The 2,772-nt window shown below is 73.6% G+C and carries 2 protein-coding genes; one reads left to right on the top strand and one right to left on the bottom strand.

The features are described 5' to 3' along the window. Positions 1-28: 28 nt before the first annotated feature. Positions 29-1,024 (bottom strand): hypothetical protein, encoded by a 996-nt coding sequence (locus AB8Z36_RS37440; RefSeq protein ID WP_440582108.1) that lies wholly within the window; start codon positions 1,022-1,024, stop codon positions 29-31. Between the two features lie 280 nt (positions 1,025-1,304). Here AB8Z36_RS37440 and AB8Z36_RS37435 point away from each other — a divergent pair, with 280 nt between their 5' ends. Further along, the gene (locus AB8Z36_RS37435; protein ID WP_369217839.1) at positions 1,305-2,768 is read left to right on the top strand and encodes an FGGY family carbohydrate kinase; all 1,464 of its coding nucleotides are present in this window, start codon (positions 1,305-1,307) and stop codon (positions 2,766-2,768) included. Positions 2,769-2,772 lie beyond the last annotated feature (4 nt).

The raw sequence follows: 2,772 nt of genomic DNA, 5'->3' as shown, positions 1-2,772 counted from the left end.
GGGCCKSKSSGSGYCCCGCTCGCCGGGCCTAACCCGGCTCGCGGGACGCCGAGAGGCAGCGGGCGCGGGCCTGGACGAAGAACTCGGCGGCGGCGTCCGCGTCGCCGGGGGCGTGGGTGCGGTACGTCCACGGCACGACCGTGAAGAACGGGTCGAGCGCCTGGAACACCCGCAGGCCGTCGTGGAACTGGTGGGCGCCCCAGAGCGCGTGCGCCAGGTGGTTGAGGTCGAGGAGCGAGGCCGTGCCCGGGAGCGTGTGGTCGAACCACAGCTCCAGGGCGCGGAGCGCGCCGCGCGTGGCGTCCTCGGAGATCCAGTGCAGGTCGAGCGCGCGCTCGTGGCCCGCCTCCCTGCGGTAGCGCTCGACGCGTACGTACAGCGGCAACAGGTGCAGCGGCGAGCCCGCGGGGGCCGACGCGGAGGCCCACTGCACGAAGTTGTACGCCTCGGTGAGCGGGCCGCGGGCACCGCGGCGGGCGTACACGAACTGGAGCATGCGGTGGTAGGCCTCGCGGTTGCCCGGGTCGCGCTTGTCGGCCTCGGCGAGGAGCTGCCAGGGGCCGGGGAAGAGCATCGGCTCGGGCGGGGCCACCCGGTGCTCGTCCCAGCGCTGGCCCTCGTCGAGCTGGGCGAGCGAGAGCAGGCAGATCCACGGCACCGGGTCCTCGGGGGAGAGCGAGGACGCGGCGCTGCACGCGCCGACCGCGTCGCGCCAGAGGTCGTTGGTCTGGCGGTGCCCCGCGCGGTGCGCGCGCAGGGCGCGTTCCACCAGGACGCGCGCGTACAGCACGGCCGCCGAGGCGCTGTACGGTTCCTCGGCGCGCCAGGCGCGCACCACGTCGGAACCGGCGACGGCGGCCGCCAGGATCTGCGTGCGTTGTGTCCACAGCCCCCAGTCGGGCGTCTCGGTCAGCAGGTTGCGCGTGGAGACCCAGCGACCCGCCTTGAGGTCCTGGAGCACCGCGCGCAGCGCTTCGTCGTGGCCCGCCGGGTGATACACCGGGCGGCCTAACGGCATGGGCATGAGTCCTCTGTTGGGGGAAGAGGGTGGAGAGAGAGCGTGCGAGAACTGGGTTTTGCGGGACGTAAGTTGGCGAAAGGTGATGAGGAGTGACGAAAGTTGATCGGAGTTGACGGAGTTTCTCGGGCGACAGTGTAGATCCGGCCGTTCCTGAACCAGGGCACTTCCTGGATCTTTTCTGACCAGCTTCTGTCAACCCGGCGCGCCGAAGCGACATTTGGTATGTCTCGTCGGCTTCCGTGGTCCCTTGACGCCTTCCGTACGCCTGTAGCAGTCTGCCGCGGTGATCACCTATGACTCGTCTCCGGCGCAGCGGCCCGTACTCGCCGTCGACCAGGGCACATCGGGGACCAAGGCCCTCGTCGTCTGCCCCGAGCGCGGGGTGATCGGCTCCGGTGCCGCGGAGGTGCGGCCCCGCTTCCTGCCCGGCGGGCTGGTGGAGGTCGACCCGTCGGACCTGCTCGCCTCCGTCGTCGACGCGGGCAGCCGGGCGCTGGCCGACGCGGGCGAACCGGTCGCCGCCGTGGGGCTCGCCAATCAGGGCGAGACGGTCCTGGCCTGGGACCCCGGCACGGGCGAACCGCTCACCGACGCCCTGGTCTGGCAGGACCGCCGTGCCGAATCGGTCTGCGCCGAACTCGCCCCGTACGGGGACGAACTGCGCCGGATCACCGGGCTGCCCCTCGACCCGTACTTCGCCGCGCCCAAGATGGCCTGGATACGCCGCAACCTCACCCGGCAAGGGGTGGTGACGACCAGCGACGTCTGGCTCGTCCACCGTCTCACCGGGGCCTTCGTCACGGACGCCGCGACGGCGGGCCGCACCCAGCTCCTCGACCTCGACGACGTCACCTGGTCACCGCGCGCCCTTGAGCTCTACGGCCTCGCCGACGAGCGCCTGCCGCGCGTCACGGACGCCGCGGGACCCGTGGGGACGACCACCGCGTTCGGCCCTGAGCTGCCGCTCACCGGGCTGCTCGTGGACCAGCAGGCGGCGCTCCTCGCCCAGCACGTCACCGAGCCGGGCAGCGCCAAGTGCACCTACGGGACGGGCGCGTTCCTGCTCGCCCAGACGGGCGGGCGTCCGGTGCGCGGGGACTCCGGCCTGGTCGGCTGTGTGGCCTGGCGGCTCGGCGGCCGGACCAGCTACTGCCTGGACGGGCAGGTCTACACCGCCGCCTCCGCCGTCCGCTGGCTCACCGACCTCGGCGTGATCAAGGGGGCCGCCGAGCTCGACCCGGTCGGCTGCACCGTCCCGGACACCGGCGGCGTCACCTTCGTACCGGCCCTCGCCGGGCTCGCCGCGCCCTGGTGGCGCGGTGATCTGCGGGGCTCGCTGACCGGCCTCGGCCTGGACACCACTCCGGGCCACCTCGTGCGCGCCCTGTGCGAGGGCATCGCCGCACAGGTCGCCTCGCTCGCCGACGCGGTCGCCGCCGACCTGGGGGAGCCGCTGACCAGCCTGCGCGTCGACGGCGGTCTGACCCGCTCGGCCCTGCTCATGCAGACCCAGGCCGACCTGCTGCAACGGCCCGTCGAGGTGTCGGCGCTGCCCGACGTCACCGCGCTCGGCGCGGCGGCCGTGGCCCGTATCGGCCTCGACCCCGCGCTCCCGGTCTCCGAGGCCGTCCCCGCCTGGCGCCCCTCCGCCGTGTACGAGCCCCGCATCGGCGCCGCGGAGGCCGCCGAACGTCTCGCGGGCTTCCGGTCGGCCGTCGCGGCCCTCGTGGAAGGTACGCCGGTATGACGGC

Source organism: Streptomyces flavofungini (assembly GCF_041028215.1).
In the GTDB taxonomy this organism is placed as follows: Bacteria; Actinomycetota; Actinomycetes; order Streptomycetales; family Streptomycetaceae; genus Streptomyces; species Streptomyces flavofungini_B.
Note: the sequence above shows the minus strand (reverse complement) of the source record. Positions and strands in the feature narration are given on the sequence as shown.